Source organism: Aeromicrobium ginsengisoli (assembly GCF_004134905.2).
GTDB classification, from domain to species: domain Bacteria; phylum Actinomycetota; class Actinomycetes; order Propionibacteriales; family Nocardioidaceae; genus Aeromicrobium; species Aeromicrobium ginsengisoli.
In genome coordinates this window covers 1,138,331-1,163,369 of record NZ_SDPQ02000002.1, presented here as the reverse complement: position 1 = coordinate 1,163,369, position 25,039 = coordinate 1,138,331, and the positions used below count along the sequence as shown (strand labels likewise).

Genomic DNA, 25,039 nt, shown 5'->3' with positions numbered 1-25,039 from the left:
TGGGTCGTACGGATGGCGGTGCTCAGCCGGCGCCTCGCCCGTGGGTGAGGCGCCGGCCGGAGCCTACTTGGCTGCCTTCTCGGCGGCCTTGACCGCTGCTTCCCATCCGTCCGACTGCGAACGATCGCCGCTCTCCACAGCGCGGAGGACGTTCTCGAACGCGTCACGCACCGGGACGTTCTTGGCGCCGAGGTAGACCGGCTTCAGGTTCTTCGCACCGGCCACGAACAGCTGGCCGATCGGAGCATCGTTGAAGTAGGCGTTCTTGGCGTCCTTGAGCTCCGGCGTGTCGTACAGGGCCGGCAGGGACGGCAGTCGACCCTCGCTCTTGAAGGCACCCATCTGGCCCTTCTCGCTCGACAGGAACTTGATCAGCTCGATGGCTTCCTTCTGGTGCTTGCTGGTCTTGGGCACAGCCAGCCAGGATCCACCCCAGTTGCCACCGCCGCCGGGCACCGTCGCGATGTCCCACTTGCCGGCGAAGCTGTCGCCGGCCTGACCCTTGATGTAGCCGGTCATCCAGGCCGGGCAGGCGATGGTCGCGAACGAGCCGTTCTTGAAGCCGGCGTTCCACTCATCAGAGAACGCTGCGAGCTTGGCCGTCAGCTTGTCGTCGATCATCGTGTTGGCCAGGTCCCACGCGTTCTTGACGGCCGGGTTGGACTCGACGACCAGCTTGTTGTCGCGGTCGAAGTACGTCTCGTCGCCACCCTGCATCAGGATCGAGTTGTAGACGTTGGTGGCCGCGTCGATGAAGTGGATCTTGTCGTTCTTGATCCCGGCCTGGAACTTCTCGCCGGTGGCGATGAAGTCGTCCCACGTCGGCCACAGCTTGGCGACCTCGTCGCGGTCGGTCGGCAGTCCGGCCTTCTCGAACAGGTCGCGCCGGTAGCACATCGCGAGTCCGCCGACATCCGTGCCGAGACCGATCGTCGTCTTGCCGTCAGCCGTCGTCGCGGCGTTGGCGACATAGGGCAGGTACTGGTCCTTGATCTCGTTGTAGCCGTGGTCCTGGAGGTTGACGAACTTGTCGGGGATCTGCAGGAAGTTGACCGTCTGGCCCTCCTCGATCGCGACGACGTCGCCGGCCGATGCGTTGGCCGCGATCTGCTGGCTGAGCTTGGTGTTGTACTTGCCGAGGTCGCCTTCGGCGGTCTCCACGATCTTGACGCCCGGGTGGTCGGCTTCGAACTGCTTGTACAGGTCCTTGTAGCCGAACTGACCGAACAGGTTGACCCGCAGGGTCACGTCCTTCCCGCCCGAGCCTTCGCTGTCGGATCCGGATCCTCCGCAGCCGGCGGCGAGCACGCCCACCACGAGGGCTGAGGCCGCGGCGGCGGCGATGCGCTGTGTGCGATTCACGTCGTACCTTCCTCCGGCTCCCTCGGTGGGAGCGCTTCCATGGGAGTATGAGGTAGGTCACAGGGCGAAGTCAATGGAATTTTGGGAGCGTTCCCAAATTTGTTGTCTGAAATGACAAAATAGGCGGTGTCCCGCCGAGGATCAGCGCTCTGAGGCGGGCAGCTGGAGGTTCGCGTGGACCGCGCGCCACACGGTCTTGGGGCTCTCGCCCTGGTCGAGGGCCTCGCTCGCGGTGCGTCCGTCGAGCTCAGCCATCACGTGGCTGTCGGCCCACACCCGGGCATAGCCATGACCGAACTGCTGCTCCATCCGGAGCCAGAACTCGCTGTGCTTCAAAGGTCAAGCAGCCGACGCGGAGACGTCACCCAAGGAATCGGTTGAGGCGATCGACGAGATGCTCGCGATCTGGGCCTCGGCGGCCTCCTCGACTTCGAGGAGCGAGCTGACGTCGAGCAGCACCTTGGACAGCGGCACCTCGAGGGCGGCGGCGAGGGCTGCGAGCAGCTCGGAGCTGGCTTCCTTCTGGCCGCGCTCGACCTCGGAGATGTAGCCGAGACTGACCCGGGCCTTGCCCGAGACGTCACGCAGCGTGAGGCCCTGGGACATGCGGCGCGCGCGGAGCACCTCACCGACGAGCTGACGCATCGCGGTCATCGGGTCCCTCCGTCCTGGCGTGCCATATGTGCTTCAACCCCGATCGGATCGAGATTCTTCCCCCAGCCTAGCGACCAGCCATGACAACAGGGTATCGACCGTGTCTCGCCGGATCGTGTCGCGGTCCCCCGCGAGTTCGAGCTGCCTCGTCAGGGCACCGTCGGGTCCGGCGATGCCGATGTGTACGGTGCCGGCCGGTTTGCCCTCAGCAGGTCCGGGGCCCGCGACGCCGGTGGTCGACAGCCCGTAGGTCGCACCGAGACGTTCGCGGGCGCCGATCGCCATCTGGAGCGCCACGTCCGACGTCACCGTGCCGTGCTCGGCGATCACGCCGGCATCGACGCCGAGGAGCTCGGTCTTGAGCTCGGGTGCGTACGCCACGACACCGCCACGTACGACGTCTGAGGCGCCACTGACGCTGACGAGCGTCGCACAGAGCAGGCCGCCCGTGAGCGACTCCGCCGTCGCGACCGTTGCCTGCGCCGACCTCAACGCGTCGACGACGTCGGCCGCCAGCGTCACTGACCCGCCGCGGCCTTGGACTCGCGCCGCAACGTCCGGGCATCGCGTACGTACTGGACGGCCGTGGTCAGGGTGATCGCGAGTGCCGCCGCCATGACGACGTTGGTCACCCAGATCATGATGTCGCTCGGGGTGTCCTTCCAGTCGCTCGGCGCGTTGTTCCAGAGGTCGAACGGCAACAGGTAGCCGCCGATCGCCGCGGCCTGCAGGACGGTCTTGATCTTGCCGCCCTGACCGGCCGGCATGACGCCGTGCTTCTTGACGACGAAGCGCATCAGCGTGATGCCCCACTCGCGCACCAGGATGATGATCGCGACGGGCCAGAAGATCGGGTGGATGATCGAGATGCCGACGAATGCCATGCCGGTCAGTGCCTTGTCGGCGATCGGATCGGCCAGCTTGCCGAAGTTGGTGATGAGGTTGTGCTTGCGGGCCAGGTCGCCGTCGATCTTGTCGGTGACCATGAGCAGCCCGAACGTGACCCATGCAGCGATGCGGTAGTCGACCGACTCGCCGCCGTCCTTCAGCAGCAGCCAGCCGAAGACCGGGACGCCGAGGATGCGGAGCACCGTCAGTGCGTTCGCGATGTTCAGGTTGCTCGGCTCTTGCGCCGCTGCCATGAGTCCCTCTCGGTGGCTTGAACCAAAGCCTCAGTATGCGGCAGCCGAGCGGCGTCGCGCCAACTGGACCTCGGCCTCGCCGGGTGAGACGTTCGTCGCAAGCCCGAGCGGCGAGGTGTAGAACTTGGTGCCGTCGCGACTGACGACCTTGACCCGCGGGTCGTAGCGGACGCCGATGCGCCGCTCGATGCGGATCTCCCCCATCTCGCTCCAGAGGAGGCCGACCCAGCCCTCGCGGGCCCGCATGCGCACGCCGTGGTCGTCGGCGACGAACAGCGGCGTACGCGCGTCGCGCAGGCCACGCAGGTGGATCAGCCCCAGCACGGCGAACACGGCCGTGAGGGCCCACAGCAGCGGCTCCTCGTGGTCGTACGCCCGCCAGCCGTAGCCGGCCGCCACCGCGAAGCAGGCCGCCGCGAGCACGAGGTAGAGGCTGGTACGCCGGTGGATCTCGAAGGGTTCGGGCATGGCTCAGCCGTTTCGGATGCTGGCGAGGACCTGCTCGAGGTCGTCGGCCTTGACCAGCACGTCGCGCGCCTTGGAACCCTCGCTGGGACCGACGATGCCTCGGCTCTCGAGGATGTCCATCAGGCGACCGGCCTTGGCAAAGCCCACCCGGAGCTTGCGTTGCAGCATCGAGGTCGAGCCGAACTGCGTCGTGACGCACAGCTCGATCGCCTGGAGCACGAGGTCGAGGTCGTCGCCGATGTCGTCGTCGAGCTCGCGCTTGGCCGCCTGAGGCGCCGTGACGTCCTCACGGTAGATCGGCTGCAGCTGCGTCTTGCAGTGCTCGACGATCGTGTGGATCTCGGCCTCGGTGATCCAGGCACCCTGCATGCGCATCGACTTGTTGGCGCCCATGGGCAGGAACAGGCCATCGCCCTGGCCCACGAGCTTCTCGGCTCCGGGCTGGTCGAGGATGACGCGGCTGTCGGTGACCGAGGACGTGGCGAACGCCAGCCGGCTCGGCACGTTGGCCTTGATCAGGCCCGTCACGACATCGACGGACGGGCGCTGGGTGGCCAGCACCAGGTGGATGCCGGCGGCGCGGGCGAGCTGGGTGATGCGGACGATCGAGTCCTCGACGTCTCGCGGAGCAACCATCATGAGGTCGGCGAGCTCGTCCACCACGACCAGCAGGTACGGATAGGGCGCCAGCACGCGCTCGCTGCCGGCCGGCAGGCGTACCTTGCCGGCCCGGACGGCCTTGTTGAAGTCGTCGATGTGCCGGAAGCCGAAGTTGGCCAGGTCGTCGTAGCGCATGTCCATCTCGCGGACGACCCACTGGAGCGCCTCGGCAGCCTTCTTGGGGCTCGTGATGATCGGCGTGATGAGGTGCGGCACGCCCTCGTAGGCCGTGAGCTCGACCCGCTTGGGGTCGACCATGATCATGCGGACCTCTTCAGGCGTCGAACGCATGAGGATCGAGGCGATCATCGAGTTGACGAACGACGACTTGCCCGAGCCGGTGGCGCCGGCGACCAGGAGGTGCGGCATCTTCGCGAGGTTGGCCACGACGTATCCGCCCTCGACGTCCTTGCCGAGCCCGATGACCATCGGGTGGTGGTCGCTGCGTGCCTTGGCCGAACGGAGGACGTCGCCGAGCGACACCATCTCCTTGTCGACGTTGGGGATCTCGACGCCGATCGCCGACTTGCCCGGGATCGGCGACAGGATGCGGACCTCGTTGGACGCCACGGCGTAGGAGATGTTCTTGGACAGCGCCGTGACCTTCTCGACCTTGACCGCGGGGCCGAGCTCGACCTCGTAACGGGTCACCGTCGGGCCACGCGTGTAGCCCGTGACGGTCGCGTCGATCTGGAACTGCTCGAGCACCTCGGTGAGTCGCTCGACGACCTCGTCGGACGCCTTGGAGCGCGCCTTGTGCGGCGAGCCCTCGCGCAGCATCGTGCTGTCGGGCAACGAGTAGACGACGTCGCCGGACAGCGCGAGCTGCTCGGCGCGTGCCGGGATCGGCTCGATCGGCGGTCGCTCGACCGGACCCGTGTCGTCGTCCACCTCGTCGAACACGCGGGCGGGCACCTGACGGTCCTCGTCGGGGCCGTCGACCAGCGGGTTCTCGTAGGGCTCGTCGTCGCTGACGACGGCCGTGCGGGGGTGCTTGCGCTTCTTGGGCTCCTCGGCCGGGGTCTCGTCCTTGCTGCGTCCGAGAGCCTTGTCGCGGACCTCGCGCAGACGCGCAGGTACGGCGTAGACGGGGGTGTTGGTGACGACCAGCAGACCGAAGATCACGACGAGGACCAGGATCGGCGACACGACGTAGGCGCTCTTGAGCAGGTCCATCGGGATCGCGGAGAACAGGAAGCCGATGGCTCCCCCGGCTTCGCGCATCGCGTCGGGATCGGGGTCGCCGGGACGCGGCACGTCGTGCGAGATGTGCACGAGACCCAGGATGCCGCCGCTGATGGCGGCCCAGCCGATGACCTGACGACCTGCGGGGCCGTTGCGATCGGGGTGGCGCAGGGTGCGCCACGCGACGACGACGAGCAGGATCGGGACGGCCCACGCCAGCACGCCGACCGCACCGGCGGTGACATCGCGAACGGCACTGCCGATCGTGCCGGGCATGTCGGACCACACGGAGCCGGCGACGACGACCGCTAGACCGAGGATGCCGAAGCCGACGCCGTCACGGCGCTGCTCCGGATCGAGGTCCTTGGCGCTGTGACCGATGCTGCGCGCGATCGCGCCGACCAGCCCGGCGAGGCCGAGCCACATGGCCGTCGAGGCGCGCAGGAGCGCGTTGAAGACAGCAGCAATCGGACCAGGTCCCGTGCGAGCCGCGGGTCGGCGGGCTGCAGGCTTGCGTGCCTGCGGCTTGCGCTTCGTTGCGGTCTTCTTGCGGGCCTGGCTGCCGGACGGCCGCTTGCGCGGCGGGGAAGACGTTCGGGTCGCCATGGACAAAGGTTAAAGCACAGGTCGAAGGTTTCGGTGCAGGCTCGCGTGTGATGCGTGGGACTACTGATGCGCCAGTCGTGGGCCGGGATCTCCGCCCGTGGGCATCCACGCTCCGCGAGAACGAGCCCGTGCCAGCACCAGACTCACGATGCGCGCATCCGGCGGACCGCCGTCGAGCAGCGGCTCGGTGACGACGTCAGCGCCTGCGGCGGCGATGTGGTCGTGCACGTCGCCGGGGGTCAGCAAGTAGGTCGACACCACGACGCGCTGGCCGTACGCCCGTGCGACGTCCACGGCGTCGGCGAGTGGCGTGTCGGGGCCCCCGAGCGTCCCGACATGCACGCGCCCGCCCCACACCGCGCTGAGCAGCCGGGCGGCCTTGCCGATGTCGGCGATGGCCCGGTCGTCAGTCGTGGTGTCGGCGGCGAGCACGATCGTGTCGTGCGAGCGAGCTCCGGCCTCGAACAACCGGCGGACGCCGACCTCCGCCAGCACCCAGTCAGGTCCGAGCGGCGGGGTCACCGTCACGGCCGGATCGAGGTGGGAGGCCTGGACGATGTCGACGCTGACCGGCTTGTCGTACGACAGCATGAGCGGCACGATCGCGCGGGGACCTGAGGTCTCTGCGACGATCTCCGCGATCGTCGGCTGCTGCACGTCGACGAACGCGTCGACGACGTCGAGGTCCTGCGCCTCACGTCGCACGGCGTTCACGAGGCCGGCCAGGGCCCCGCGTCCGCGCGAGCTTTCCGCACCGTGAGCGCACAGGATCAGCGTGCGGTTCACGGCTGGCACCTGTGCAGGCCGACCGAGGAGCCCGAGATGTCCGCGGTTGGCGACCGGAGTCGGTGCGCCTCCGCCGTTGCGTGAACGGCGGAGGCTCCCGAATCTGCGGCCTGGGGGCTGCCTCCGAGCGACCCCGAGGTGTCAAAGCGCTTCATGCCTTCACACCTCACGATCGTCAACGAGGGTTCCCCCACCAGCACCTCCACTCTCTGGCGCACCTGTTTCGCAACGGTTAACGCGGGGGCGAGGTTTGGTTACATCTGGTCTCACACACGGCTGGGGGACGACGCGGATGCCCAGTCGAGCACTCCCACAGCCTCGGCGAACCTGTCGAGCACCAATGAGACCATGTCGGGGTCCACGTCGAGCCCGTCGAGCAGCGGGCGGGTCACGACCTCGGCGCCGCACGCGAGCAGCTTGTCGTAGAAGAACCCGGGCGCCATGAGGTAGCTCGCCACGACGACGCGGCGACCAGCGCCCGACACGTCGCGCACGATCTCGTCGATCGGCGTACCAGTGCCTCCGACGTAGCCAACGGGCACCGGCGAGCCCCACGCGGCGCCGAGCATACGGGCGGCCGCGTCGACGCTCTGACGCGCCCGTGCATCGGTCGATCCGGCGGCACCCAGCACGACGATGTCGTTCTTCGTCACGCCCGCTTCGGCGAGGCGCCCGAGCATCACGCCGGTCAGCCGCGGATCGGGACCGAGCGTGCTCGAGGCGACGGCATAAGGCCTGTCGACGGCCTGCTGGATGTCGACGTGGACGTGGAATCCAGGTGCCAGGAGCAACGGCACGACCACGGCGAGACCGTCGACGTCGTCCACGACGCGGGCCACCGGCGGGTCCTGCACGTCGACGAAGGCTTCGCGTACGTCCAGGTGCGGCGACAGCTCACGGACCGCATCGACGAGCGCGGTGATCGAGGTGCGGGCCGCGGGTACGTCGGTGCCGTGGCTCGTCGCGACGAGCGTGATCGTCATGGCGTCGGCTCGGCGATCGCGAGGCGATAGCCGCGCTTGACGACGGTCTGGACGATGGGCTGTCCGATGGCTTCACGCAGGCGCGCGACGGCGACCTCGGCCGAGTGCGGGTCGCCGGAGTCACCCGGCAGCACCGCGAGCAGCTCTTCACGCGACCGCACCGAACCCGGCTCGCTGGCGAGCGCCCGCAGGATCGCGAGGCCGCTGGGCGAGACCGGGAGGACCTCGTGGTTGAGGGTCGCGGCTGTCGCACGTACGCGGAGCAGGCCCGCGGGGGTCGCCACGTTCTCGGACGCGTCGCCGAGGTACATCACGAGCGACCGTACGAGCGCGCCGAGCCTGGCCCGGTCGGGCAGGAGCGGGTCGAAGCCGGCTGCGCGCAGCGGATCGGCGGTGACGGGGCCGACGGCTGCGAGCACGAGGCGACGGTCCTTCTCGAGACGCAGCAGCTCGTCGTCGACGCCCGCGTCGTTGACAGCAGCGAGCCACGCGGCGGCTCCGGGAGCAGACGTGAAGACGACCGAGTCGTACGACCCGGCGGCGGCGTCGCGCACGGAGCGTTCGACAGCAGAAGGATCCGGCGGTGCGCCCCAGCGGTAGACGACGAGGCCGAACGGCCGGCCGCCGGCCGCGCGCAGCCGCTGCTCGAGGCCGTCGTCGCCGGCACCGTGGTGCTGCACCGCGATCGACAGCCCCTTGACGCCCTCGGTGGCCAGGAACTCGGCGATCTCCGCCGATGTCTCCGACTCGGCCACCCAGTCGGGCACCAACCCGGCGGCCTGCAACGCGCCGCGCGCCTTGGGCCCGCGGGCGATGAGGCGTACGGACTCCAGTGCCTCGATGAGCTCGTGCCCCATTCCGGCGGCCTCGGCCGTGTCGAGCCAGCCGCGGAAGCCGATGCCGGTCGTCACGACGACGATGTCGGTGCCGGTCGCGATCATCTGACGGGTCTGGGCGAGCAGGGTGTCCTCGTCGATGTGCGACTCGACGCCGAGGGATGCCGCGATCGTGACGTCAGCACCGCGGCGGCCGAGGGCCAGCGAGAGGTCGGCGGCGCGGCGCTGAGCGGTCACCAAGATCTGGGTACCGGCGAGCACCGGCCCGAGTGCGGTCACGCCGCGCTGCTCCGGGCGTCGACCTGGATCTCGACCCAGCCATCCGTCACGCGCGCAGGCCAGACCTGGAGCGAGACCTCGGGATCGTCGAGGCACTTGCCCGTGCGGAGGTCGAACGACTGCTTGTGCATCGGTGAGGCGACCGTCGGCACACCCTTGCGGCTGCCGACCAGGCCACGAGCCATGACGTTGGCCTGGCTGAACGGGTCGAGGTGGTCGACCGCGTGGACCTCACCTGTGTCGCTCAGGCGGAACAGCGCCACCTGGTGGCCGCCGATGAGCGCCGCGGCCCCACGGTCCGGCACCAGCGCATCGAGCTCGCACACCCGCTCCCATGCGGTCATACCGTCACCTCCGAAGAAGACCCACGATACGAAGGCGCCGGTATGACAGCCAGATTGTTCACTCGCTGGCGCTCGCTCATACCGTCACCTCCGAAGAAGACCCACGATACGAAGGCGCCGGTATGACAGCCAGATTGTTCACTCGCTGGCGCTCGCTCATACCGTCACCTCCGCGTCACGTACCGGAATCGAGGCGCCCGCGATCAGCACGGCACGCTCCTCGTCGTCGGCGGGTCGACGCTGACCGCGTTCCTCGACATATACAAGATCCGGGTCGGGTGTTTCAGGCGCGTTAACGAATGATGCGAACCGAAGAAGTTTCTTCTCGTCCGCGAGAGTTGCCGCCCACTCGTCCTCGTACGTGTCGACGTGCGCGGCCATCGCGGCATCGAGATCCGCGGCGATGCCGAGACTGTCCTCGAACACCACAGCGCGTACGGCGTCGATGCCGCCCTCGATCGCCTCGAGCCACGGCGCGGTGCGCTGCAGCCGGTCGGCGGTGCGGATGTAGTACATCAGGAAGCGGTCGATCGCCTGCACGAGCTCTTCGGTGCTGAGGTCCTCCGCGAACAGCTGCGCGTGCCGGGGCGTGAAGCCGCCGTTGCCGCCGACGTAGAGGTTCCAGCCCTTGTCGGTCGCGACGATGCCGACGTCCTTGCCGCGCGCCTCGGCGCACTCCCGGGCACAGCCCGACACCGCGAGCTTGAGCTTGTGCGGCGACCGCAGGCCGCGATAGCGCAGCTCGAGGTCGATCGCGAGGGTCGTCGAGTCCTGCACGCCGTAGCGGCACCAGGACTGGCCGACACACGACTTCACGGTCCGCAGGGACTTGCCATAGGCGTGCCCCGACTCGAACCCGGCATCGACGAGCCGCTGCCAGATCTCGGGGAGCTGCTCGATGCGGGCACCGAACAGGTCGATGCGCTGGCCACCCGTGATCTTGGTGTAGAGCCCGAAGTCGGAGGCGACCTGACCGATCGCGATCAGCCCGGCCGGTGTGACCTCCCCGCCGGGGATGCGCGGGACCACTGAATAGGTGCCGTCCTTCTGCAGGTTGGCCATGACGTGGTCGTTGGTGTCCTGCAGCGTCGCGTTCTCGCCCTCGAGCACGTGCCCCTTGCCGAGCGACGCCAGGATCGAGGCGACGACCGGGCGGCAGATGTCGCAGCCGCGGCCGGTGCCGTGCTTGTCGATCAGCTCGCTGAACGTCGAGATCTCGCTGACCCGGACGATGTCGAACAGCTGCGCCCGGGTCACCGAGAAGTGCTCGCACAGTGCCGTGCTGACCTCGAGGCCCTCCTCGGCCATCTGGGTCTCCATGAGCTTCTTGACCAAGGAGACGCACGAGCCACAGCTCGTGCCGGCCTTGGTGCACTGCTTCACAGCCGCGATGTCGGTGCACTGGTGGTCCGTGACGGCGCCGCGGATCGTGCCCGCGGTGACGTTGTTGCACGAGCAGACGTTGGCCTCGTCGGGCAACGAGCTGCCGCTCGGCGGCTCCATGCCCTCAGGCAGCAGCCACGCCGTCGGGTCGCTGCCCAGCGCCCGGCCAACCATGGGCCGCAGGTTCGTGTACGCGCTCGCATCGCCGACCAGCATGCCGCCGAGCAGGGTCTGGGCGTCGTCGCTCATGACGAGCTTCTTGTAGACGCCCGCGGTCGGGTCGGCGTAGACGACCTCGAGCGAACCGTTGGTCGCGGCGAACGCGTCGCCGAAGCTCGCGACGTCGACACCCAGCAGCTTGAGCTTGGTCGACAGGTCAGCGCCCTCGAACGTCGCGTCGCCACCCAGCAGGCGGTCCGCGACGACCTCGGCCATCGAGTAGCCGGGACCGACAAGGCCCCACACACGCCCGGCGATGTGCGCAACCTCGCCGATCGCGAAGATCGAGTCGTCGCTGGTCAGGCACGCCTCGTCGGCGATGACTCCCCCGCGCTCGCCGAGCTCGAGGCCGGCTTCGCGCGCGAGCTCGTCGCGGGGGCGTACGCCGGTCGCGAAGACCACGACGTCGGCGGGGATCCTGTCGCCGTCGGCGAACTGCATGCGGCTGACCTTGCCGTCACGCCCGGCGCGCAGCTTGGAGGTGGCGGTGGACGTCCGCACCGAGACCCCGAGCTGCTCGATGATCCGGCGCAGTGCACCGCCGCCGGCCTGGTCGACCTGCAGCGGCATGAGCCAGTCGGCGAACTCGACGACCGTCGTGTCGGCGCCGAGGGCGGTGAGCGCACCGGCGGCCTCGAGGCCGAGCAGGCCGCCGCCGACGACCGCACCCTTGACCTTGCGACCGAGCACAGCCTCGCGGTCGAGCACCCAGGCACGGAGCTCGGCGACGTCGTCGACGGTGCGATAGACGAAGCAGCCGGGCAGGTCCGAGCCCTCGACCGGCGGCACGGTGGCGTACGAGCCGGTGGCCAGCACGAGCCGGTCGTAGTCGAACGTCGTGTTGCGGGCGTGGATCTGCTTCGCCTCGCGGTCGATGCCGCTCACGATCGACCCGCGGTAGAGGCGTACGCCGGGCCGCTTCCAGAGCTCGCCGTCACCGAGGAGCAGGTCCTCGGGATCGCGGTCGGAGAAGAAGGAGGTCAGGGCAACGCGGTCATAGGGCGGGCGGGTCTCGTCACCGAAGACCTCGATGTCCCAGGCTTCGTCGGCACCCCGCTCGACCATCGCCTCGACGAGGCGGTGGGCGACCATTCCGGCGCCGACGACGGCAAGCTTCTTCTTCTGGTTCATCATGCCTTTCACGGTAGGAATCGCAGATTTCACAACTGGGGTCTTCGTGTTACCGCGACGGAACGGTTGTCTCACGCGTGGCGTCAGTGGCCTGTGAGATCTCGGGCGGGTCGCTCTCCTGGAGCCAGTCGACGATGCCGCAGACGAGCTTCTTGCAGCCTCCGCAGCCGGTCGTCGCCAGTGTCGCGCTCGCCAGCGCCTCGACGGTCGTGGCGCCACCGTCCCAGGCATGCACCAGGTCGCCCTTGGTCACGCCGTTGCAGCGGCACACCGTCGTCGCGGCGGGCATCGTGGTCGGCGACGCACTCTCGACCACGCCCATCGAACCGCTGCCCATCAGCAGGTGCATCGGGTCGACCGGCAGCATGCCGGGGCGGTCGAACTGGGTCGAGAGGTGCGCAGCCAGGTCAGGGGCGCCGACGCACGTGACGCCGACGAGCGTGTCGCCGCGAGCGACGAGCTCGACGTAGCGGCGTTCGCGCGGATCGGACAGCGTCACGACCCGGTCGCGCTCGGCCGCGGTCGACGCCCGGATGCCCATCGTCACGACGCTCATGCCGACGGCCTTGAGCCGCATCGCCGAGCCGGAGATCGGCGGCAGCTCGAGCTCGGTGTCGTGCGCGAGGCTGCGAGCCAGGGCCCGCGCCTGCGCCCAGCCCGGGGCGACGAGTCCGCTGACGCCGCTGGGCGTCTCGGCGCAGTCGCCGATCGCCGAGATGTGCGGGTCCTGCGTCGTGCGCAGGTCATCACCCACGACGATGCCGATGTTGGTCTCCAGGCCGGCGGCGCCGGCGAGGCTGGTCTCGGGCGCGGTGCCGGCGGCGAGGACGACCAGGCCGGCGGGGTACGACGTGCCGTCTGCGAGGCGTACGGCCGTGACCCGGCCGTCGGTCACCCCCACGGAGGCGATCTGCGCGTTGCCGACGAAGTCGATGCCGAGGTCCTTGGCGGCGTCTTCCGCGACCTGCGCGACCGACGCGTCGAGGTCACGGTCGAGCATCGTCGGCATGATCGACATGACCGTCACGGCGACACCACGGTGCTGCAGGCCGCAGGCGAGCTCGATGCCCAGCGGGCCGCCGCCGATGACGACGGCCGTGTCGACGTTGAGCGCGGCAGCGGAGATGTCGCGCGCGTCGTCGAGGCTGCGCAACACGTGGGCACCGCGCGGCAGGCCGTCGCGGAGACCGGGGATCGGGATGACCCTCCCCCGCGCGCCCGTCGCCAGGACGAGGTGGTCGTACTCGAAGTCGCCCTGCGCCGTCACGACGCACTGACGCTCGCGGTCGATCTCGAGCGCGGCGACTCCCGGACGTACGCGGACCCGTCCCTCGTCCGGCGTCGGCAGCGCGAGGCCCGCGAGGTCGACGCGGCCGGCGACCAGCTCGGTCAGCAGGACGCGGTTGTAGGGCTCGTACGACTCCTCGCCGAGCAGGTCGACGTCGACCTCTGGAGCGATGCGCCCCAGCTCGTCGACGAAGCGGTTGCCCACCATTCCGGCACCGATGACCACAACCTTCATGCTTCTGCCCTCCTGATCTGAACTGCGCACACCTTGAACTCCGGCATGCCCGACACCGGATCCGTCGCAGCGTTGGTGACGGCGTTGACCATGCCCTCGTCCGCGAAGTGGAACGGCACGAAGACCGTGTCCGGGCGGATGTCAGGACTGATGCGCGCCTGGGCGACCATCGACCCGCGCTTGGACGTGATCCGGATGTCGTCGATGCCCTCGACGCCGATGCGGTCGGCCAGCATCGGATGGATCTCGACGTACGCCCGCGGCATCGACTCGTTGAGCTTCGTGACGCGGCGGGTCTGCGCGCCGGACTGGTAATGCTGCAGCACCCGGCCGGTCACGAGCCACACGGGCGCCTCGGACCGCAGAGCGTCGGCGGGACCCACCGGGCGTACGGCGATCATCTTCGCGCGTCCGCTCGGCGTGGGGAACGAATCGGCGAACAGCCGCGGCGTGCCGGGGTGGTCCTCCGACGGGCACGGCCAGTAGAGCGCTTCGCCAGCGTCGAGCCGGTCGTACGAGATGCCGGCGTAGTCGGCCCGGCCACCCGCACTGGCACGCCGCAGTTCGTCGTACACCTCGCGCGGCTCGGTCGCCCACACGCCGGGTGCGTCGAGCCGCGCGGCGAGCGCCGAGAAGATCTCGAGCTCCGAACGTACGCCCGACGGCGCCTCGACAGCCTTGCGGCGGCGCAGCACCCGCCCCTCGAGGCCGGTCATGGTGCCTTCCTCCTCGGCCCACTGGGTCACCGGGAGGATGTAGTCGGCCAGCATCGCGGTCTCGGACGGGATGAAGTCGCACACCACGACGAGGTCGAGCGACTCGATGCGGCGGCGGATGGCGTCGGCGTCGGGGGCGCTGACCAGCACGTTGCTGCCGTGCACGAACAGTGCCCGCGGACCATCGGGCATGCCGAGGCTCATGAGCAGCTCGATCGCCGGGACGCCGGGGCCGGGGATGACCTCGGGGTCGACGCCCCAGACGCCGGCGACATGCTCGCGAGCGGCGGGATCGGCGATCATGCGGTAGCCGGGGAGCTGATCGGACTTCTGACCGTGCTCGCGGCCGCCCTGGCCGTTGCCCTGGCCCGTGATCGCGCCGTATCCCCCGCGTTCGGCGCCGACGAGCCCGAGCGACAGGGCGAGATTGATGACGGCGGTGACCGTGTCCGTGCCGTCGACGTGCTGCTCGGAGCCCCGGCCGGTGAGCAGGAACGCCCCTGCGCCACCACGGTGCGGGCTCGCATCGGCGAGCGTACGGGCGATACGGCGCAGCTGCGTCTCTGCGACACCGGTCGTGGCGGCGACCCGCTCTGGCCACCACTCGGCGACGCTGCGGCGTACGGCGTCGACACCATCGACGCGGGCGGCGAGGTAGTCGGCGTCGACGAGCGACTCGGCGTGGACGATGTGCAGCAGTCCGAGGAGGAACACCAGATCGGTGCCGGGCACGAGCTGCACGTGCTCGCCGGCGCCGTCCTCGGTGAGCTTGGCGGTCGCGCTGAGCCGCGGATCGACGACGATGAGCCCGCCGCGCTCGCGCACTCCACCGAGGTGCTGGACCGCCGGAGGCATCGTGTCGGCGAGGTTGCTGCCGAACAGCATGACGACCTGGGCGTCGTTGAGATCGGTCAGCGGGAACGGCAGCCCACGGTCGACGCCGAGCGTACGGTTGGCGGCCGCGGCGGCCGAGGACATGCAGAACCGGCCGTTGTAGTCGATGAGTCGCGTGCGCAGGGCGAGCCGGGCGAACTTGCCGAGCTGGTAGGCCTTCTCGTTGGTCAGTCCTCCGCCGCCGAACACCGCGACACCGTCCGGGCCATCAGTCTCCTGGATGGCGTGGACGCGCGCCGCGATGTCGTCGAGTGCCTCGTCCCATCCAACGGGCTCAAACCCCGTTGGAGTACGGCGAAGCGGCGTCGTGATGCGGTCCTGTGCCCTCAGGAGCTCGGCGCTGGTCCAGCCCTTCTGGCACATGCCGCCGACGTTGGTGGGAAACGCCCGCGGCTCGGCGGCGATGGGATCGCCGCCGAGCTTCTGGGCGCACTGCAGGGCGCAGTACGGGCAGTGCGTGTCGGTCACACGCCGACTTTCGTCATGAAGGACTTGGGTCGGAGGTAGAAGGCCCAGGTCACCGCGAGGCAGATCACGTAGAACACCGCGAAGACGATGAACGCGTTCTTGACTGCTGCGACCGGGTCGTCGACCCAAGGCGAGCTGAACGTGATCGGGATGAGGAATCCGCCCAGGGCGCCCACCGCTCCGGCGATGCCGATGACCGCCGAGGCCTCCTTGGTCGACTTCTTCTCGGCGGCTGCACGCTCGGGCGTACCGTCCGCGCCGACCTTGAGCGCGTAGCTCTTCCAGATCAGCGGGATCATCCGGTACGTCGAGCCGTTGCCGATGCCGGTCGCGGCAAAGACGAACAGGAACGCGATGAGGAAGAACGGGAAGATGTCGGAGTTGTGGTTGACCGCGGAGACGATCTCGGGCGAGAAGCCGGGGAACGAGGACGGGTCCTTGGTCCAGGCAGCGATCTTCTCCGGCGGGGCGACCGGGACGGTCCTGAGCTGGGTCAGCGTGTAGAACACCGTCAGCGTGCCGATGATCATCGCCACGAACGTCGCAAACGTGACCCGCGCGCCGCCGTACTTGTCAGCCAGCCAGCCACCGATGGGGCGGGTGACCGAGCCGACGAGGGCACCGAGGAACGCGTAGTAGGCGAAGTTGATGCCGATCGACTCGGTCGGGATCGGCGAGCGGAAGAAGTTGATCTTGATCAGCAGCGGCATCGCGGCCGAGTAGCCGATGAACGAGCCGAACGTGCCGACGTAGAGGAACGACATGACCCAGGTGTGCTTGTACTTCACGACGGCGAGCTGGTCGCGGGGCTTGGAGTAGGCCGCGCTGAGGTTGTTCATGAAGAAGTACGCCGTGAGGGCCGCGACGACCGCCAGCGCTGCGTAGAGATAGCCCGCGCGCTCCAGCACGAGCCCGCTCTGGCTGGCCTTGACCAGGCCGAACGCGCCGGCACCGCCGACGATGATCGGCAGGAAGAACTGGATGACCGAGACCCCCAGGTTGCCGCCCGCGGCGTTGAGGCCGAGCGCCGTGCCCTTGAGCCGGGTCGGGTAGAAGAAGTTGATGCTGGCCATCGAGGAGGCGAAGTTGCCGCCGCCGACGCCGGCCGTCGCAGCGATCACGATGAACACCCAGAACGGGGTGTCGGGACGCTGCACGAAGTAGGCGAACAGCAGCGTCGGCAGCACCAGCATCAGGGCGCTGAACACGGCCCAGTTGCGGCCACCGAACTTCGGCACCGCGAACGTGTAGGGCAGGCGGAGCAGGGAGCCCACGAGGTTGGGGACGGCGACGAGCCAGAACAGCTGCTGCGGCGTGAACGCGAAGCCGGCGCGCGTCAGCAGGGCGGCGCTGACGCTCCAGAGCAGCCAGACCGAGAAGCCGAGGTGCTCACCGAAGATCGACCAGATCAGGTTGCGCTTGGCGACCGCACGACCGGTGGACTCCCAGAACGCGGGGTTCTCGGGCTCCCAGTCGTCGATCCACCTGCCGGTGCGACGCGCAGAGGCCGGTGGGGTCGGCTGTTGTTCTGGAGGACTGCTGACGACACTGGTCATGGAACGCTCCGAGGTCATGGACCCGGCACTTCGCCGGATCTGGTAACCCTGAAACTAGGCAGCGCGTGTTTCAGACCAGCAGACCTCGCGATGAGAACGACGTAACACTGTGCGCACAGTCCCGGAGGCCGTGGTGTGAGAACTAGGCCTCGATGACGACCGGGAGGATCATCGGGCGACGGCGCAGCTTGCGGCCGACGTACGAGCCCAGGACCCGGCGTACGACCTGCTGGAGCTGGCGCGAGTCGTGGTTGCCCTCGGCCATCGACTCCTCGAGGGCCGAGACGATCTTGGGCAGGATCTCGTCGAACGCCGAGTCGTCCTCGGCGATGCCGCGGGCGTGGATCTCGGGGCCGGAGACGATCTTGCCGTTGGTCGAGTCGACGACCACGACGACGGAGATGAAGCCCTCCTCGCCGAGCACGCGCCGGTCCTTGAGCTCAGAATCGGTCAGGTCGCCGACCGACGAGCCGTCGACGTAGACGTAGCCACACTGGACGGCGCCCGTGATCGAGGCGTGGCCGTCGACGAGGTCGATGACGAATCCGTCCTCGGCCAGCAGCACGTTGGGCACGCCCGTGGCGGTCGCGAGCTTGGCGTTGGCGTGCAGGTGGCGAATCTCGCCGTGGACCGGGAGCACGTTGGTGGGCTTGACGATGTTGTAGCAGTAGAGCAGCTCGCCAGCCGATGCGTGACCCGAGACGTGGACCAGGGCGTTGCCCTTGTGGACGACGTTGGCGCCGAGCTTGGTGAGTCCGTCGATGACGCGGTAGATCGCGTTCTCGTTGCCGGGGATCAACGACGAGGCGAGCAGCACCGTGTCGCCCGGCTCGAGGCTGACCTGCTGGTGGCTGTTGTTGGCCATGCGGGACAGCGCCGCCATGGGCTCACCCTGCGAACCCGTCGACATCAGCACCATCTCGTGCGGCGGTGCGGCGTCGATCTTGTCGACGACCACGCCGTCGGGCACGTGCAGGTAGCCCAGCTCACGCGCGATCTGCATGTTGCGGACCATCGACCGGCCGACGTAGGCGACCTTGCGGTTGTGCTTGGCCGCGGCATCGATGACCTGCTGGACTCGGTGGATGTGCGAGGCGAACGACGCGACGATGATGCGACGTGTGCTGCTCGCGAAGACCGCGTCGATCGCCGGCGTGATGTTGCGCTCCGACGTCGTGAACCCCGGCACCTCGGCATTGGTCGAGTCGGTGAGGAACAGGTCGACGCCCTGCTCGCCGAGCCGTGCGAACGCCCGCAGGTCGGTGATGCGGCCGTCGAGCGGCAGCTGGTCCATCTTGAAGTCGCCGGTGTGCAGCGCGACGCCAGCAGGGGTCTTGACCGCGACGGCGAGCGCATCGGGGATCGAGTGGTTGACCGCGACGAACTCGAGCTCGAACGGCCCGAACGTCTGCACGTCGCCCTCGGACACAACGTACTTGGGCGCGTCCTTGAGCCGGTGCTCCTTGAGCTTGGGCTCGAGGAACGCCAGCGTCAGCTGCGACCCGATGACCGGGATGTTGTCGCGCTCGCGCAGCAGGTAGGGCACGCCGCCGATGTGGTCCTCGTGGCCATGGGTCAGCACGATGCCGACGATGTCCTGCAAGCGGTCGCGGATCGGCCCGAAGTCGGGGAGGATCAGGTCGACGCCGGGCTGGTGCTCCTCGGGGAAGAGGACTCCGCAGTCGACGACGAGAAGCTTGCCGCCGTACTCGAAGACCGTCATGTTGCGGCCGATCTCACCGAGCCCGCCGAGCGGAATGACGCGCAGAGCGCCTTCGGGGAGTGCGGGGGGCGGATCGAGCTCGAGGTGCATGTGGCTCATGCCGCAACCTCCGTTGAAAAGGCACGGTACGGAGGTACCGGCATGAATCCTGCATTGTTCGCTCGCTGGCGCTCGCTCATGTATGAAGCTTTCAGAGAAGGCCCGAAGCCGTGAGGCCGTCGCGAACGATCGCGACTTCCTCGTCGGTGGCTTCGAGGAGAGGTGAACGCATCGTGCGGTGCTCGAGCACCCCGAGGAGCTGCAGGGCAGCTTTGGAGGTGATCGCACCTTGCGTGTAGGTCATCATCGCCTTGACGGCGGGAAGCAGCTGGTTGTTGATGGATCGTGCGGTGGCCAGGTCGCCGGCGTCGACCGCCGCGACCATCCGGGCGTACGCTCCGGCGGCCGCGTGCGAGACGACGCTCACGACGCCGCTGGCGCCCATGGCGAGCCACGGGAGGTTGACCGGATCGTCGCCGGAGTAGATCTTGATGCCGGTCTCGTGCATCAGCCAGGCACCGCGGTTGAGGTCGCCGAGGGCGTCCTTCATCGCGATCACGAGCGGGTGGTCGGCCAGCTTGGCGTAGGTCTCGTTGGCGATCGTGACGCCGGTGCGGCCCGGGATGTCGTAGAGCATGACGGGGGTGTCGTCACCTGCTCGTGCGACCTCCTCGATGTGCGAGAGGATGCCGGACTGCGGGGGCTTGCTGTAGTAAGGCGTCACGAGCAGCAGCCCGTGTGCGCCGATCTTCTTGGCCTGCTCGGCCAGCTCGACGGAGTGGCGGGTGTCGTTGGTGCCCACGCCGGCCACGACGGTGGCCCTGTCCCCCACTGCCTCCAGCACGGCCGCAAGCAGCTGACCATCCTCAGCCACGGTGGTCGTCGGCGACTCGCCGGTCGTACCGCTGACCACGAGTCCGTCGCTGCCTTGGTCGACCAGGTAGGTCGCGACCTTCTGCGCGTCGTCGAGGTCGAGCTCACCCTCGCGGGTGAACGGCGTGACCATGGCGGTCAGCACGCGCCCGAAGGGCGCAGCCTCGTTGGCGAGCGGCGACGTCATACCCACGAGGCTACCGCCTGAGCCGGTGTCGGCGGCGACCGGCAGGATGACTGCATGGACGACGACATCTACGACATCGACACCTCGTCCGTGCCCCGGGGCGACGGCATCCGCGACCTGACCTTGACGGACCGCTGGAACACGCCACTCGGCAAGCCCAACGGCGGCTACATCCTGGCGGCGATGCTGCGGGGACTCGGCGACGAGATGGCCGCCGACGACGCCATGGTCGGGGCCGTCACCTACCTCGCGTCGCCCGAGACCGGCGCGGCCGAGCTGCGCACGACCACGCTGCGTCGTGGCCGCCGGGTGCAGACCGGCGAGGCGGCGCTGTGGGAGGGCGACCGGCACATCGCCCAGCTCCTGGCCAGCTTCGGCGCCCGCACTGGGCGCTCGATCGAGCTCGGCACTCCCCCGGACCTGCCGGCCCCCGATGACTGCATCAACCCCAAGGACTTCCCCGACGCGATGCCGGCGTCGACGATCTTCGACCGCGTCGACTACCGGCTGGGCGCGGCACCGGGCTGGGCCCTCGGCCAGCCAAGCGGCGATCCGACGTTCGAGCTGTGGCAGCGCCTCGCCGGTGGCCGCGAGATCGACCTGCCGGCCCTGGCGTTCCTCTGCGACTCGTACGCCCCGCCGGTGCTCGAGATCGGCGCAGCTCAGTCGATGACGGTGCAGCTCACGGTCCACCTGCACCGCAGGCCCGAGCCGGGCTGGATCGCGACCCGCCTGACGACCCGCCACGTCATCAACGGCTTCCACGAGGAGGACTGCGAGCTGTGGGACGAGGCCGGCAACCTCGTCGCCCAGAGCCGCCAGCTCGCCATGCTGCTCTGAGTCGCGGCGATCAGGTGCGGTCGTAGGTCGCGATGTCGTAGCCGTCGTACACCTCGCGGCTCACCTCGGTCCACGCCGACGAGTCGAGGTCGGGGAACCACGCGTCGCCGGCGGGTGCCAGGTGCACGTGGGTCACGACCATCCGGTCGACGAGTCCTCCGGTCAGCGCCTCGGCGTAGACCTGGGCACCGCCGATCAGGAACGCCTCGTCGTCACGCCCGAGCGCCAGAGCGAGCGCGTCGGTCAGCGTGTGTGCGACCTCGACACCCTCGGCGTGCCAGTCGGGGTTGCGGGTCAGCACGATCGACGTGCGGCCCGGCAGCGGCCGGCCGATCGACTCGTACGTCGTGCGGCCCATGACGATCGGGTGCCCCATCGTCAGTGCCTTGAACTGTTGCTGGTCGCCCGTGCGCGGCCACGGCATCTCGCCGTCGTTGCCGATGACCCCGTTGGACCCGATCGCCACGACAATCGTGACGGTCACAGTGCTGTCGTCATTCGGCTCCGCCTCATACGGCGATCGGAGCCTTGATCGCCGGGTGCGGGTCGTAGCCGGTGACCTTGATCGAGTCGAGCGTGAATCCGTCGATCGAGGTGACCGACGGGTCGAGCCAAAGCTCGGGCAGCTCGCGCGGCTCGCGGGTCAGCTGCTCGCGGGCCTGGTCGAGGTGGTTGACGTAGAGGTGCGCGTCGCCGAGCGTGTGCACGAAGTCGCCGACCTGGAGCCCGGTGACCTGCGCGACCATGTGCGTCAGCAGCGCGTAGGAGGCGATGTTGAACGGCACGCCGAGGAAGACATCGGCGGAGCGTTGATACATCTGGCACGACAGCTTGCCGTCGGCGACGTAGAACTGGAAAAACGCGTGGCACGGCATCAGCGCCATGGCGTCGAGCTCGGCGACGTTCCACGCGCTCACGACGTGGCGCCGCGAGTCGGGGTTGGTCTTGATCTGCTCGATGACGGCCGCGAGCTGGTCGATGTGCTGGCCGTCGGGGGCGGGCCATGAGCGCCACTGGTAGCCGTAGACCGGCCCGAGGTCACCGTTGTCGTCGGCCCACTCGTCCCAGATCGTCACGCCGTTGTCGCGCAGGTAGCCCGTGTTGGTGTCGCCCGCGATGAACCACAGCAGCTCGGCGACGACGGACTTGAGGTGCACCTTCTTGGTGGTCACGAGCGGGAAACCCTCGCTGAGGTCGAACCTCATCTGGTGACCGAAGACGCTGCGCGTGCCGGTGCCCGTGCGGTCGCCCTTGGCGACCCCTTCGTCGAGGATCCGTTGGACGAGATCGAGGTAGGCCCGCATGACCGCAGACTATCAATCGCGACCGACGGATCGTGTGCGAAACTCTGACCATGCCGAGCGCTGAATACGACGCAACCCCCAAAGAGGTCCGCAACTTCGCCCTGGTGCAGATCGGCATGGTCGGCGCCTTCCTGGTGGTGCTGTTCTTCCTCTTCGGCGGGTCCGACGCCGACTACCCGCCGGCCTGGCTCGCGGTCGCGCTCCTCGTCCCGATCGCCATCGGCGCGTTCTTCGCCGAGCGCGTATGGCTGAGGGCCTCACCCCTGTCCCCCGACGAGCCCGTCCACGAGCTGCGCAACCAGGCCATCGGTGTGTTCGCGGCGCAGACCGTGCGCAAGTTCTTCTACTGCTTCTTCGCGATGATCATCCCGGCGTGCGCCGTGACGTTCGCCGGCGACTACGGCGGCTGGCCCCTGGTCATCGCCGGGTTCCCGGGGCTCGCGGTGATCGGCTGGGAGACCTGGCCGACCCTGCGCAACACCTCGATGACCGCCGCGATGCTCGACTCCCAAGGCGCGGAGTCACACCTGGTCGAGAGCTTCCTCGACACGTGAGTGAGCGCCAGCGAACGAACCATGATGCTGCCATCACACCGGCATCCGCGTACCCTGCCTTTCGCATGCGGGTGACGACGTGACCAACGCTGATGTCAGCGCGCGTCTGGCCTGGCCCGACGACGCCACCTCGATCGTTCGTGTGCAGCTCGCCCGGTGGCGGGAGAGCTACGCCGACCTCGTCCCGGCCGACGAGCTCGAAGCCGACGGTGAGCTCGCCGAACGCTGGGCCACGGTGATCTCCTCCCCCAAGGACGCCCGCATGCGGGTGCTCGTGGCGCTCGAGCGGGCCGACGTACGCGGGTTCGCGCTCGTGCACCCGTGCTACGACCCCGACGCCGACCAGGTTGCCGACGGCGAGATCGGTGAGTTCGTCATCGATCCGGGCCACCAGCGCGAGGGCCACGGCTCGCGCCTCCTGCAGGCTGCCGTCGACACGCTCGCCGCGGACACGTTCACCCGCGCTGTGTGGTGGGTGGGCTCGACGGACGACGTGCTGCGCGGCTTCGTCACGGAGTCGGGCTGGGAGCCCGACGGCGCCCACCGTGAGCTTGCGGCCGAGACCGGGGAGACCCTCAAGCAGATCCGGCTGCACACCGCGATCGGATGACGGCAACCGACCGCTCCGTCATCGTCGACTCGCTCGGAGTCGGCCTGGCCACCGGCGCGTACGGCGTCTCGTTCGGCGCGATCTCGACGACGTCCGGGCTCGACGTGCTGCAGACCTGCGTCCTGTCGTTGCTGGTGTTCACTGGCGCCTCGCAGTTCGCCTTCATCGGCATCATCGCGTCGGGCGGCAACCCGGTGACCGGTGCGTTGACAGCGGTCCTCCTGGGCAGCCGCAACCTGTTCTACGGGGTCAGCCTCGCCCAGAAGCTCGACCTCAACGGGCCGCAGCGGCTCGGCTCGGCCCACTTCGTGATCGACGAGTCGACCGCGATGGCGGTGACGCGGGAGACCACCCGGCAGACCCGGCTCGGCTTCTACTGGACCGGCATCTCGATCTTCTTCCTCTGGAACCTCATGACGTATGTCGGCGCGGTGGCGGGCGAGAAGATCGGCGACCCCCAGACGTACGGACTGGACGCTGCGGTCGGCGCGGCGTTCCTCGGGCTGCTGTGGCCGCGGCTGACGTCGTGGCACGCGCGCCTCGTCGCGGTGTTCGGTGCGGCCGTCGCGCTCGGGCTGGTCCCCATCACCGCCGCCGGGCTGCCGATCATCCTCGGTGGCGGTGCCGCGGTCGTGCTCGGCATGCTCTGGCGCCCGAAGGTGTCGGCATGACGGCACTGTGGGCCGGCATCGTCGTGATGATCGTGGGCTGCTTCGCGCTGAAGTACGCGGGACTGTCGGTGCCCGAGCGGGTGCTCAACCATCCCGCCACGGTCCGCGCCGCCGACCTCATCCCCGTCGCGCTGCTGGGCGCCTTGATCGCGGTGCAGGTGTTCGCCGACGACGGCTCGCTCACGATCGACGCCCGACTGCTGGGGCTCGTCGTCGCGGCCGTCCTGCTGTCGCTGCGCGTGCCGTTCCTTCCGGTCGTGGTCGCCGCCGCACTGGTCGCGGCGCTCGTACGCCTTTAGAGGCCGAGCACCGCGTCGAGACCCACCGTCACCCCGGGAAGCCCCGGCACGGCGCGTACGGCGGCGACGACGCCGGGCATGAACGAAGCCCGGTCGATCGAGTCGTGGCGGATCGAGAACGTCTCACCCGCGCCGCCGAACAACACCTCCTGCGATGCCGTGAACCCGCGGGCGCGCACCGAGTGCACGGGGATGCCCGCGACCTTCGCACCGCGCGCACCGTCGGGATCGGTCGTCGTGGCATCGGGCAGTGGCGCTGAGCCGGCGTCGGCGCGTGCCGCGGCGATCATCTCCGCGGTCCGCGTCGCGGTGCCGGACGGCGCGTCGATCTTGGCGGGGTGGTGCAGCTCGATGACCTCGATCGACTCGAAGAACGGGGCAGCCGTGGCGGCGAAGCGCATCATCAGCACCGCCCCGATCGAGAAGTTGGGCACGATCAGCACGCCGGTCGAGGGTGCATCACCCAGCAGGGCGCGTACGCGGTCGATCTTGGCGTCGTCGAAGCCTGAGGTGCCGACGACCACATGGATGCCGTGCTCGGCGCACCACGTCACGTTGTTGAGCGCTGCCTCCGGCTGGGTGAAGTCCAGGGCGACCTCGGCGTCGGCTTCGGCGAGCAGGTCGAGCGAGTCGTCGACGTCGACCTCGGCCACGACCTCGATGCCATCGGCCGCATTGAGCGCCCGAACGGACTCCGAACCCATGCGCCCCTTGGCACCCAGCACCGCGACCCGTGTCATGGCGC

At 68.9% G+C, this 25,039-nt stretch carries 25 protein-coding genes; 5 read left to right on the top strand and 20 right to left on the bottom strand.

The window, feature by feature from the left end:
* Positions 1 to 63: 63 nt before the first annotated feature.
* From ESP70_RS12485 to dapA, 17 genes are all read right to left on the bottom strand, one after another.
* The gene (locus ESP70_RS12485) at positions 64 to 1,362 is read right to left on the bottom strand and encodes an ABC transporter substrate-binding protein (RefSeq protein ID WP_149689565.1); all 1,299 of its coding nucleotides are present in this window, start codon (positions 1,360 to 1,362) and stop codon (positions 64 to 66) included.
* 141 nt (positions 1,363 to 1,503) lie between these two features.
* Positions 1,504 to 1,698, bottom strand: a complete 195-nt coding sequence (locus tag ESP70_RS12480; RefSeq protein ID WP_149689564.1) for a DUF3046 domain-containing protein — start codon at positions 1,696 to 1,698, stop codon at positions 1,504 to 1,506.
* 3 nt (positions 1,699 to 1,701) lie between these two features.
* Positions 1,702 to 2,016, bottom strand: a complete 315-nt coding sequence (locus tag ESP70_RS12475; RefSeq protein WP_149689563.1) for a helix-turn-helix domain-containing protein — start codon at positions 2,014 to 2,016, stop codon at positions 1,702 to 1,704.
* Positions 2,017 to 2,049: 33 nt separating this feature from the next.
* Positions 2,050 to 2,538 (bottom strand): CinA family protein, encoded by a 489-nt coding sequence (locus ESP70_RS20330; protein ID WP_246162014.1) that lies wholly within the window; start codon positions 2,536 to 2,538, stop codon positions 2,050 to 2,052.
* Entirely contained in the window at positions 2,535 to 3,158 is a 624-nt protein-coding gene (locus tag ESP70_RS20325) for a CDP-alcohol phosphatidyltransferase family protein (protein ID WP_149689561.1), read from the bottom strand. Before ESP70_RS20325 ends, ESP70_RS20330 begins: the two co-directional genes overlap by 4 nt.
* 30 nt (positions 3,159 to 3,188) lie before the next feature.
* Positions 3,189 to 3,626, bottom strand: a complete 438-nt coding sequence (locus ESP70_RS12460; RefSeq protein WP_149689560.1) for a hypothetical protein — start codon at positions 3,624 to 3,626, stop codon at positions 3,189 to 3,191.
* A 3-nt stretch (positions 3,627 to 3,629) separates the two neighbouring features.
* A complete protein-coding gene (locus tag ESP70_RS12455) occupies positions 3,630 to 6,077 on the bottom strand; it encodes an FtsK/SpoIIIE family DNA translocase (protein ID WP_188110605.1) in 2,448 nt (815 codons plus the stop codon).
* A 60-nt stretch (positions 6,078 to 6,137) separates the two neighbouring features.
* Positions 6,138 to 6,863, bottom strand: a complete 726-nt coding sequence (locus ESP70_RS12450) for a sirohydrochlorin chelatase (RefSeq protein WP_149689559.1) — start codon at positions 6,861 to 6,863, stop codon at positions 6,138 to 6,140.
* Between the two features lie 266 nt (positions 6,864 to 7,129).
* Positions 7,130 to 7,846, bottom strand: coding sequence for a sirohydrochlorin chelatase (locus ESP70_RS12445; RefSeq protein ID WP_149689558.1), 717 nt, complete (start codon positions 7,844 to 7,846; stop codon positions 7,130 to 7,132).
* Positions 7,843 to 8,961 (bottom strand): uroporphyrinogen-III synthase, encoded by a 1,119-nt coding sequence (locus ESP70_RS12440; protein ID WP_149689557.1) that lies wholly within the window; start codon positions 8,959 to 8,961, stop codon positions 7,843 to 7,845. Before ESP70_RS12440 ends, ESP70_RS12445 begins: the two co-directional genes overlap by 4 nt.
* Complete coding sequence (gene nirD, locus ESP70_RS12435) at positions 8,958 to 9,305, bottom strand: nitrite reductase small subunit NirD (RefSeq protein WP_149689556.1); 348 nt, start codon at positions 9,303 to 9,305, stop codon at positions 8,958 to 8,960. Before nirD ends, ESP70_RS12440 begins: the two co-directional genes overlap by 4 nt.
* Before the next feature lie 156 nt (positions 9,306 to 9,461).
* Positions 9,462 to 12,041 carry a nitrite reductase large subunit NirB gene (gene nirB / locus ESP70_RS12430; RefSeq protein WP_246162013.1) on the bottom strand — a complete coding sequence of 860 codons (2,580 nt, stop codon included), beginning with the start codon at positions 12,039 to 12,041 and terminating at the stop codon, positions 9,462 to 9,464.
* Between the two features lie 46 nt (positions 12,042 to 12,087).
* Positions 12,088 to 13,560 carry an FAD-dependent oxidoreductase gene (locus ESP70_RS12425; protein WP_149689555.1) on the bottom strand — a complete coding sequence of 491 codons (1,473 nt, stop codon included), beginning with the start codon at positions 13,558 to 13,560 and terminating at the stop codon, positions 12,088 to 12,090.
* Positions 13,557 to 15,638 (bottom strand): molybdopterin oxidoreductase family protein, encoded by a 2,082-nt coding sequence (locus ESP70_RS12420; protein ID WP_149689554.1) that lies wholly within the window; start codon positions 15,636 to 15,638, stop codon positions 13,557 to 13,559. The genes ESP70_RS12425 and ESP70_RS12420 overlap by 4 nt, the downstream gene beginning before the upstream one ends.
* Positions 15,635 to 17,194 (bottom strand): MFS transporter, encoded by a 1,560-nt coding sequence (locus tag ESP70_RS12415; protein ID WP_149689553.1) that lies wholly within the window; start codon positions 17,192 to 17,194, stop codon positions 15,635 to 15,637. The genes ESP70_RS12420 and ESP70_RS12415 overlap by 4 nt, the downstream gene beginning before the upstream one ends.
* A 142-nt stretch (positions 17,195 to 17,336) precedes the next feature.
* A complete protein-coding gene (locus ESP70_RS12410; protein WP_149689552.1) occupies positions 17,337 to 19,016 on the bottom strand; it encodes a ribonuclease J in 1,680 nt (559 codons plus the stop codon).
* 91 nt (positions 19,017 to 19,107) lie between these two features.
* Positions 19,108 to 20,016 (bottom strand): 4-hydroxy-tetrahydrodipicolinate synthase, encoded by a 909-nt coding sequence (dapA, locus tag ESP70_RS12405; protein WP_149689551.1) that lies wholly within the window; start codon positions 20,014 to 20,016, stop codon positions 19,108 to 19,110.
* Positions 20,017 to 20,070: 54 nt separating this feature from the next.
* On the opposite strand from dapA, the gene ESP70_RS12400 reads away from it, so the two are divergent.
* A complete protein-coding gene (locus ESP70_RS12400) occupies positions 20,071 to 20,856 on the top strand; it encodes a thioesterase family protein (protein ID WP_149689550.1) in 786 nt (261 codons plus the stop codon).
* Positions 20,857 to 20,866: 10 nt separating this feature from the next.
* Here ESP70_RS12400 and ESP70_RS12395 read toward each other — a convergent pair whose 3' ends face one another.
* Both ESP70_RS12395 and ESP70_RS12390 read right to left on the bottom strand, forming a co-directional pair.
* Positions 20,867 to 21,340 carry a dihydrofolate reductase gene (locus ESP70_RS12395; RefSeq protein ID WP_149689549.1) on the bottom strand — a complete coding sequence of 158 codons (474 nt, stop codon included), beginning with the start codon at positions 21,338 to 21,340 and terminating at the stop codon, positions 20,867 to 20,869.
* Positions 21,341 to 21,365: 25 nt separating this feature from the next.
* The gene (locus ESP70_RS12390) at positions 21,366 to 22,160 is read right to left on the bottom strand and encodes a thymidylate synthase (RefSeq protein WP_149689548.1); all 795 of its coding nucleotides are present in this window, start codon (positions 22,158 to 22,160) and stop codon (positions 21,366 to 21,368) included.
* Between the two features lie 50 nt (positions 22,161 to 22,210).
* On the opposite strand from ESP70_RS12390, the gene ESP70_RS12385 reads away from it, so the two are divergent.
* The 4 genes from ESP70_RS12385 to ESP70_RS12370 all read left to right on the top strand — a co-directional run bounded on the left by ESP70_RS12385 (position 22,211) and on the right by ESP70_RS12370 (position 24,294).
* A complete protein-coding gene (locus ESP70_RS12385) occupies positions 22,211 to 22,714 on the top strand; it encodes a hypothetical protein (protein WP_149689547.1) in 504 nt (167 codons plus the stop codon).
* Positions 22,715 to 22,793: 79 nt separating this feature from the next.
* On the top strand, positions 22,794 to 23,324 hold the full coding sequence (locus ESP70_RS12380) for a GNAT family N-acetyltransferase (protein WP_149689546.1): 531 nt from the start codon (positions 22,794 to 22,796) through the stop codon (positions 23,322 to 23,324).
* A complete protein-coding gene (locus tag ESP70_RS12375; protein WP_149689545.1) occupies positions 23,321 to 23,995 on the top strand; it encodes an AzlC family ABC transporter permease in 675 nt (224 codons plus the stop codon). Before ESP70_RS12380 ends, ESP70_RS12375 begins: the two co-directional genes overlap by 4 nt.
* Positions 23,992 to 24,294 (top strand): AzlD domain-containing protein, encoded by a 303-nt coding sequence (locus ESP70_RS12370; protein WP_149689544.1) that lies wholly within the window; start codon positions 23,992 to 23,994, stop codon positions 24,292 to 24,294. Before ESP70_RS12375 ends, ESP70_RS12370 begins: the two co-directional genes overlap by 4 nt.
* Here ESP70_RS12370 and dapB read toward each other — a convergent pair.
* Positions 24,291 to 25,034, bottom strand: a complete 744-nt coding sequence (gene dapB, locus ESP70_RS12365; RefSeq protein WP_149689543.1) for a 4-hydroxy-tetrahydrodipicolinate reductase — start codon at positions 25,032 to 25,034, stop codon at positions 24,291 to 24,293. The two genes, ESP70_RS12370 and dapB, sit on opposite strands and share 4 nt — an antisense overlap.
* Between the last annotated feature and the right edge of the window lie 5 nt (positions 25,035 to 25,039).

Excerpts from the sequence above, each read along its gene's own strand:
- ESP70_RS12390 (WP_149689548.1), bottom strand. The coding sequence starts at position 22,160 with ATGCGGGCCTACCTCGATCTCGTCCAACGGATCCTCGACGAAGGGGTC.
- ESP70_RS12460 (WP_149689560.1), bottom strand. The coding sequence starts at position 3,626 with ATGCCCGAACCCTTCGAGATCCACCGGCGTACCAGCCTCTACCTCGTG.
- ESP70_RS12475 (WP_149689563.1), bottom strand. The coding sequence starts at position 2,016 with ATGACCGCGATGCGTCAGCTCGTCGGTGAGGTGCTCCGCGCGCGCCGC.
- ESP70_RS12410 (WP_149689552.1), bottom strand. The coding sequence starts at position 19,016 with ATGAGCCACATGCACCTCGAGCTCGATCCGCCCCCCGCACTCCCCGAA.
- ESP70_RS20325 (WP_149689561.1), bottom strand. The coding sequence starts at position 3,158 with ATGGCAGCGGCGCAAGAGCCGAGCAACCTGAACATCGCGAACGCACTG.
- dapB (WP_149689543.1), bottom strand. The coding sequence starts at position 25,034 with ATGACACGGGTCGCGGTGCTGGGTGCCAAGGGGCGCATGGGTTCGGAG.
- ESP70_RS12400 (WP_149689550.1), top strand. The coding sequence starts at position 20,071 with ATGGACGACGACATCTACGACATCGACACCTCGTCCGTGCCCCGGGGC.
- ESP70_RS12425 (WP_149689555.1), bottom strand. The coding sequence starts at position 13,560 with ATGAAGGTTGTGGTCATCGGTGCCGGAATGGTGGGCAACCGCTTCGTC.
- ESP70_RS12385 (WP_149689547.1), top strand. The coding sequence starts at position 22,211 with ATGCCGAGCGCTGAATACGACGCAACCCCCAAAGAGGTCCGCAACTTC.
- nirB (WP_246162013.1), bottom strand. The coding sequence starts at position 12,041 with ATGATGAACCAGAAGAAGAAGCTTGCCGTCGTCGGCGCCGGAATGGTC.
- ESP70_RS12455 (WP_188110605.1), bottom strand. The coding sequence starts at position 6,077 with ATGGCGACCCGAACGTCTTCCCCGCCGCGCAAGCGGCCGTCCGGCAGC.
- ESP70_RS12370 (WP_149689544.1), top strand. The coding sequence starts at position 23,992 with ATGACGGCACTGTGGGCCGGCATCGTCGTGATGATCGTGGGCTGCTTC.
- ESP70_RS12445 (WP_149689558.1), bottom strand. The coding sequence starts at position 7,846 with ATGACGATCACGCTCGTCGCGACGAGCCACGGCACCGACGTACCCGCG.
- ESP70_RS12375 (WP_149689545.1), top strand. The coding sequence starts at position 23,321 with ATGACGGCAACCGACCGCTCCGTCATCGTCGACTCGCTCGGAGTCGGC.
- nirD (WP_149689556.1), bottom strand. The coding sequence starts at position 9,305 with ATGACCGCATGGGAGCGGGTGTGCGAGCTCGATGCGCTGGTGCCGGAC.
- dapA (WP_149689551.1), bottom strand. The coding sequence starts at position 20,016 with ATGACGTCGCCGCTCGCCAACGAGGCTGCGCCCTTCGGGCGCGTGCTG.
- ESP70_RS12415 (WP_149689553.1), bottom strand. The coding sequence starts at position 17,194 with ATGACCAGTGTCGTCAGCAGTCCTCCAGAACAACAGCCGACCCCACCG.